The 6,571-nt window shown below is 68.3% G+C and carries 6 protein-coding genes; 2 read left to right on the top strand and 4 right to left on the bottom strand.

Going from position 1 to position 6,571, the window contains the following annotated elements; all coding sequences use genetic code 11:
• A partial coding sequence (locus RWO33_RS09940) for a sulfite reductase subunit alpha (RefSeq protein WP_314104711.1) occupies window positions 1-1,376 on the top strand: 1,376 nt, incomplete at its 5' end.
• Window positions 1,377-1,560: 184 nt separating this feature from the next.
• Here the strand turns inward: RWO33_RS09940 and RWO33_RS09935 are convergent.
• From RWO33_RS09935 to RWO33_RS09920, 4 genes are all read right to left on the bottom strand, one after another.
• Complete coding sequence (locus RWO33_RS09935) at window positions 1,561-2,199, bottom strand: HutD family protein (protein WP_314104710.1); 639 nt, start codon at window positions 2,197-2,199, stop codon at window positions 1,561-1,563.
• A 14-nt stretch (window positions 2,200-2,213) separates the two neighbouring features.
• Window positions 2,214-2,957 carry a murein L,D-transpeptidase catalytic domain family protein gene (locus tag RWO33_RS09930; protein WP_314104709.1) on the bottom strand — a complete coding sequence of 248 codons (744 nt, stop codon included), beginning with the start codon at window positions 2,955-2,957 and terminating at the stop codon, window positions 2,214-2,216.
• A gap of 2 nt (window positions 2,958-2,959) precedes the next feature.
• On the bottom strand, window positions 2,960-3,937 hold the full coding sequence (locus RWO33_RS09925) for a L,D-transpeptidase (RefSeq protein WP_314104713.1): 978 nt from the start codon (window positions 3,935-3,937) through the stop codon (window positions 2,960-2,962).
• A gap of 553 nt (window positions 3,938-4,490) precedes the next feature.
• Window positions 4,491-4,781: a ComEA family DNA-binding protein gene (locus tag RWO33_RS09920; RefSeq protein WP_314104712.1), complete on the bottom strand. Its 291-nt coding sequence runs from the start codon at window positions 4,779-4,781 to the stop codon at window positions 4,491-4,493.
• Window positions 4,782-5,020: 239 nt separating this feature from the next.
• On the opposite strand from RWO33_RS09920, the gene RWO33_RS09915 reads away from it, so the two are divergent.
• Entirely contained in the window at window positions 5,021-6,514 is a 1,494-nt protein-coding gene (locus RWO33_RS09915) for a M20 family metallopeptidase (RefSeq protein WP_314104708.1), read from the top strand.
• Window positions 6,515-6,571 lie beyond the last annotated feature (57 nt).

Here is a 6,571-nt window from a genome sequence, read left to right as displayed (position 1 = left end):
CGCCACTGCTGCTGGTCTGGGCCAGCCAGACCGGCTTCGCCCGGCAGCTGTGCGAACGCAGCGCCGAGGTGCTGCGCGCAGCCGGCGTCAGCGTGCGCGTGCGCGGCCTGCACCAGGTCGACGCCACGCTGCTGCAGCAGACCACGCGCATGCTGCTGATCGCCAGCACCACCGGCGAAGGCGACGCACCGGACCATGCACTGCCGTTCCTGCGCCGGGTGATGCCGCAGTCGCTGGCGCTGCCGCACCTGCAGTACGGCGTGCTGGCGCTGGGCGATCGCAGCTACGGCCATTTCTGCGCCTTCGGCCACCAGCTCGACGCGTGGCTGCGCCGGCACGGTGCGCACCCGCTGTTCGACACGATAGAAGTGGACAACGCCGACCCGGCCGCGCTGCGTCACTGGCAGCAGCTGCTGGGCCAGCTGGGCGGCAACGTCACCGAGCTGCCCGACTGGACCCCGGCGCAGTACCAGCCCTGGCAGCTGCAGTCGCGTCGGCAGGTCAACGCGGGCAGCCCGGGTGCCGCCACCTGGACAGTGGCGCTGGTGCCGGCCGACGGCGTACTGCCGGCGTGGCAGGCGGGCGATGTGGTGGAGATCGGACCACGGCACGGTGCCGACGAAGTCGATGCGTGGCTTGCCCTGCACGCCCGCGACGGCAACGCGCAGGTTGAAGGGCAGTCGCTGCGCGACTGGCTGGCCCGCTCGCACCTGCCGGTGCTGCCTGATTCGGTCCCGGCCGGCGACGCCGCGCTGGTCGCCGCGCTCAAGCCACTCCCGCACCGCGAGTACTCCATCGCCAGCACGCCGGCCGAAGGCCAGGTGCTGCTGTTGCTGCGTCGCCTGCTGCGCCCGGACGGCACGCCGGGCCTGGGCAGTGGCTGGCTGTGCGATCACGCCACGCTGGGCGGACGCATCGACCTGCGTTTCCGCAGCAATCCGAACTTCCACGCGCCGCCGCCCGACGCACCGCTGATCCTGATCGGCAACGGTACCGGCATTGCCGGGCTTCGCGCGCACCTGCGCGCCCGGGTCGAACAGGGTGCCGCGCGCAACTGGCTGCTGTTCGGCGAGCGTACCGCCGCGCACGATTTCCATTTCGGCGATGACATCCTGGGCTGGCAGCGCGCCGGCATGATCGCGCGGCTGGATACGGTGTTCAGCCGCGACGACGGCGTCCACCGATACGTGCAGGACCGGCTGCTGGCCGAGCTGGACACCCTGCGCCAGTGGGTGCGTCACGGCGCCACCATCCTGGTCTGTGGCAGCCTGCAGGGCATGGCCCCGGCAGTGGACGCGGTGATCGAACAGGCCTTGGGGCACGAAGGCAAAGAAGCCCTGATCGTCGCCGGCCGCTACCGCCGCGACGTGTATTGACCGCGATATGGGCAGCGCCGCTGGTTGTGTGTGGACCACGCACCGGTAGGATCGGATCCCGATCGATCGCACGCACGGCCGATCGGCACGACGAACGCATGACCTGTGCCGGAGATGGTTTTCGCCAACGGTCATGCCACCCATGAACGTTGCACCGGCGTCGGCGGTCGATAGGGATTCGACCCTACCGCTGGAACACCTGCCCTGTTGCTTGCTTCGGCCGTTCGCGCTCGTCGAGGCGGATCGCCAGCAGTTCACCACCACCGGTCAACGCGTAACGTTTGCGCACTCCCGCTGCCAGCCAAGCAGTATCGCCCTGCTGCAACGACGGCAGGTCCGGCTCGCCCTCGAACTGCGCCTCCCCGGCCAGCAGATGGATCGCCCACGCCGTGCCCGGTTCGGTGAAGAAGAACATGCTTCCCACCAGCGGCCGATGCAGCAGCTCCGCATCGACCTGGTCGCGGCGCCACATCAGGTTGAAGTCGTGGGTCACGCCATCCACCAGCTCGCCGCTGACCTCCGCCTCGCCGTCGAAGCGCAGGCGATCATGCGGTGGCAGCAGCGTGTGCACCGCGCCATCGGCGAAACGCAGGCGCAGTCCTTCGCCACGCAGCAGCACCAGCTCGCGCGCGACACCTGGAAACGACGAGAACGCCGCATCCTGTTCGATCTCGGCAATCGACAACCGCACCTGCCAGTCGTCGCTGTCAGGGACGCGCAGGATCTCGCGCGTCCAGCCCAGGCCATTCCGCCAGCGCTCGCGGCGGTATTCAAAGCTCGGAATGACGCGCGTGGCAGCGCTCAATGCGGTGGCGGTCGACATGCCGCCATTGTGCCTCAGCCCGTGCCGCCACCGCAGTGGGCGGTGAGCAGCTGTGAGTGCGCCAGCCACTCCTTGTCCGGGTAGTAGGCGAACACCATCGCCCCGCCGCGCAGGCTGTCGATCAACGGCCGCGCCACGGTCAGGCGCACGGCCGGGCAGCCCAGGCTGCGACCCAGCCGGCCCTGCAGGCGTGCAATGGTCGGGTTCACGTACGGCGCGCCGTGGATGACGATGGCGCGGTCGCGTGCCTTGTCGTTGAAGCCCGGCTCCAGGCCCTCCAGCCGCAGCGAATAGCCGTTGCCGCCCATGTAGGTTTCCTTGGCGGTGAAGGCGCCCAGGCTGGACATGAAGCTGCCGTCGCGGTTGGAGAAGCGCTCGGTGGCATTGCCGCCGCTGTTGCGGCCGTGCGCGACCCATTCTTCGAACAGCAGTTTCTGCCGGGCCAGATCGAACACCCACATGCGCTGCTCGGTGGACGGCCGCGAATAATCGATCACGCTCAGCCGCGCCGGGTCCACCCCCAGCTCGGGCCGCTGCAGCGCGCAGCTCATCGCCTTCGCCGCCAGCTGCAGTACCTTGCGGTCCGCGTTGGGTGCCGTACGCGCCATCATCTCGGCCAGCTGTTCCGCCGGTAGCGCTGGCCGTTGGCCGGCCGCCGACGCCGCCTGGGCGGGCCGAGGGCCGGCACTCGCATCGCCCCCGGCAACGCCGAGCGCGCTGATGCCTATCAGCAGGGAAAGCGGAATGCGGTAAGCCATCCTTACAGGGTGGCCCCGGCGGCGTCGGATTCCAAGACCGGTTGCAGGTTCTGTTCATCGGCCACCGGGCGAACCGCCGGCAGGCTGGTCACCAGCAGCGTGGTGCCCGGCACCAACGCCTTGTACAGCTGGGCGGCGAACGCCGGCGGCAGCGCCATCGGCAGGCTGGGCGTGGCCAGCAGGTCCGGGCTGGCATTGCCGGGGCTCTGGCCCAGCAGCGGATACGCGGTCCACTTGTGCAGCTTCTGGCTGGCATCGAGCGGGCTGGCCGCATCCGAATAGCCCTGCTGCATGACGAACAGGGTAGTGCCCTGGAACGCCGGCAGTGCCTTCGCTTCCAGCCGCGACTCGCCGATCAGCACGCCGTCGCGCAGCACGTACAGGCGCTGGTCGTGCAGGCTGACCAGGATGCCGACCTGGCCAGACGGCGCGGCGCTGTCATTCCAGTAGTGAGCCGGCGCATTGGTGGTCTCCAGCAGGGCCTTGCCGGTGCTGTTCACCGGCGCCAGCACTGCGGGGTAGGCCAGCGTCATCGGCGCGCTCTTGGCGTCGGCCACCACCACGGTGTCGCCGCGCTGGGTTTCGCTGAACAGTTTCTGCGCGAAGGCCTGCGGCAGCCGTACGCAGCCATGCGACGCCGGGTGCCCGGGCAGGTTGCCGCCGTGCAGGGCGATGCCGTCCCAGGTCAGCCGCTGCATGTAGGGCATGGGCGCGCTGTTGTAGAGGTTGGACTTGTGGTCCTTGTCCTTCTGCAGGATGGTGAATACCCCGGTCGGCGTTTCATGCCCGGGTTTGCCCGAACTGATCGTGCTCAGCCCGATGGCGATGCCGTTGCGGTACACATAGGCACGCTGCTCATCGAGGCTGACCACCAGCACGATCGGACCGGCCGGGGAAATTTCCGGATGCCAGAGGAACTGGCCGGGCTTGAGGTCGGTGGGGCCGGCAGGCTCGGGCGCGGACCACGCCGGGAGTGCCATGACGGCGATAAGCGAACCGGCGATGCGGGTCAACAGCGTGCGACGTGTGGGCATGTGGCCTTCCTTCGGGTGGGTCGAGGACACGCATGGCGTGTCGCTACGCATGATGGCCAGCGCCATCGTCCTGTGCACGTAGAAGGTCGTAGTGACACGCCATGCGTGTCAACCGCGCGCAGCGCGGCCCAACCATCCAACACCGCAAAACGTACGGTGACATGGGCGGGCCCGACGTTGAAGCCCGCCAAAGCCCAAAACAAAATTGCCCGGTCACACATCCCTGTGTGGACCGGGCAATCGTCACGTCCCTGTCGGCATCCCGCCTTCCCCCTGTGCATCCTGCGCAGTGTGGGTGCCGGCCATGCTCCCTGCACTCGGCCGAATTTCGTTCCGCCATCCCTCCCCGTCCCGGGATTGGATGCCACCGTCCTGGTGGATCCGCGCCATTCCTTCCGCGCTGCGTCCGTGCGTGCCACCTCCCTGCGGCTGTCGTGGCTGCCGGCTCCTGCCTGGCAGCCGTGACCGGCGTCGTGCCGGTCGCGACCCATCCTGTGCGTCAGCGCCTTGGTACGGGTGCCGTCACTGCCCTCCGGGGCGGTGTCTCCGTGGGCGCCAGCCTGGCCCCCACCGTCATCCGTCGTCGATTCCGTTCGACCGTTGCTGTCCCTATCCCCTTCACCCGTGCCAGATCCTCGACCCGGATGAACGGTCCGTGTTGTCGCCGGTACGCGACGATCGCCTGGGCCTTCCTGGGCCCTACGTTCGTCAATCCCTCCTGCAACGTCGACGCGTCGGCGGTGTTGATGTTGATCCGGTCGGCCGCCAGGGCGGTTCCGGTCAACAGCAGTCCCAGCGCTAGCGCCTTCCACGAAAACCAAGGCCCCACCGTGTAGCTCCCTGTGATCTCGGACCGACTCCTGCCGGCATCCCGTCGGAGCAGTCAGTGTCCCTCGCCACATGCACACAGCCTATCGTCCACATCACCTTCACACAGCCAGCCAAATACCTGACGTGGTGTAGGAAAAACCCTACCCCGTGCACAGGCGTAGAATGGCGGGATCAGCCATATGCACTCGGAGTTACCTGATGGACAGCGCCAAGCTCGGCCAATTCGTCAATGACAAGTGGGACAGCGAGATCGTTCCGCAACTGGTCGAATACATCCGCATTCCCAACAAATCGCCGATGTTCGACGCCAATTGGGTCGAAAACGGCTATATGGAGCAGGCGGTCACGCTGATGGAAAGCTGGGCCAGGGCCCAGGACCTGCCGGGCCTGCAGGTCGAGGTAGTGCGCCTGGAAGGCCGCACCCCGCTGCTGCTGCTGGAAATTCCCGCCACCGGCGCCGAAACCGGCGATGACACCGTGCTGCTGTACGGCCACCTGGACAAGCAGCCGGAAATGACCGGCTGGGACGACGACCTGGGCCCGTGGCTGCCCGTGCTGCGCGGCGACAAGCTGTACGGCCGCGGCGGCGCCGACGACGGTTACGCCATCTTCGGCTCGCTGGCGGCGGTGCTGGCGCTGCAGGCGCAGAACCTGCCGCACGCCCGCTGCGTGGTGCTGATCGAGGCCTGCGAGGAGTCGGGCAGCTACGACCTGCCGGCCTACGTGGACCACCTGGCCGACCGCATAGGCAAGCCGTCGCTGGTGGTGTGCCTGGATTCGGGCTGCGCCAACTACGACCAGCTGTGGTGCACCACCTCGCTGCGCGGCCTCACCGGCGGCAACTTCTCGGTGAAGGTGCTCAATGAAGGCGTGCACTCCGGCGACGCCTCCGGCGTGGTGCCGTCCAGCTTCCGCCTGCTGCGCCAGCTGCTGTCGCGGATCGAGGACGAGAACACCGGCCGCATCCTGATCGACGGCATGCACGTGCAGATCCCGGAAGAGCGCCAGGCCCAGGCCAAGCGCGCCGCCGAGGTGGTGGACACCGAGATCTTCGAGAAATTCCCGATGGTCGACGGGCTGCGCCCGATGAACGAAGACCTGACCGAACTGGTGCTCAACCGCACCTGGCGCCCGGCGCTGTCGGTGACCGGCGTGGACGGCATGCCGCCGCTGGCCTCGGCCGGCAACGTGCTGCGTCCGCATACGGCGGTGAAGCTGTCGCTGCGCCTGCCGCCGACCGCCGACGGCAAGGCCTGCGGCGAACTGCTGAAGGAAGCCCTGCTGCGCGACCCGCCGAACGGCGCCGAAGTGAAGCTCGACCTGGAAAAGGCCTCCTCGGGCTGGAACGCACCGGCGATGGCGCCGTGGCTGACCCAGGCCATCGACGAGGCCAGCCAGACCTTCTTCGGCAAGCCGGCGATGTACATGGGCGAAGGTGGCTCGATCCCGTTCATGGGCATGCTGGGCGAGAAGTTCCCGGGCGCGCAGTTCATGATCACCGGCGTGCTCGGCCCGCACTCCAACGCGCACGGCCCGAACGAGTTCCTGCACATTCCGATGGGCAAGCGCGTGACCGCCTGCGTGTCGAAGGTGATCAGCGAGCACTACGCGGCCAGCCTGCGCGGTGAAACCAGCGGTTCGCCGGTGGCCGCGGACAGCGGCACCCGCCACGGCGGCCACGGCTGCTGCTGAGGGCGCGACAGACGCGGACGGACGCAGCCTTTTGATAGGCTGCGTCCTTCTCCTGCA

This window comes from uncultured Stenotrophomonas sp. (assembly GCF_963519925.1).
In the GTDB taxonomy this organism is placed as follows: Bacteria; Pseudomonadota; Gammaproteobacteria; order Xanthomonadales; family Xanthomonadaceae; genus Stenotrophomonas; species Stenotrophomonas maltophilia_AE.
The sequence above is the reverse complement of the archived record's forward strand: the minus strand, read 5'-3'. Positions and strand labels throughout refer to the sequence as shown.

What these genes read in the sequence shown, in the direction of transcription:
- RWO33_RS09935 (WP_314104710.1), bottom strand. Translation starts at nt 2,199, where the DNA reads ATGTCGACCGCCACCGCATTGAGCGCTGCCACGCGCGTCATTCCGAGC.
- RWO33_RS09930 (WP_314104709.1), bottom strand. Translation starts at nt 2,957, where the DNA reads ATGGCTTACCGCATTCCGCTTTCCCTGCTGATAGGCATCAGCGCGCTC.
- RWO33_RS09925 (WP_314104713.1), bottom strand. Translation starts at nt 3,937, where the DNA reads ATGGCACTCCCGGCGTGGTCCGCGCCCGAGCCTGCCGGCCCCACCGAC.
- RWO33_RS09915 (WP_314104708.1), top strand. Translation starts at nt 5,021, where the DNA reads ATGGACAGCGCCAAGCTCGGCCAATTCGTCAATGACAAGTGGGACAGC.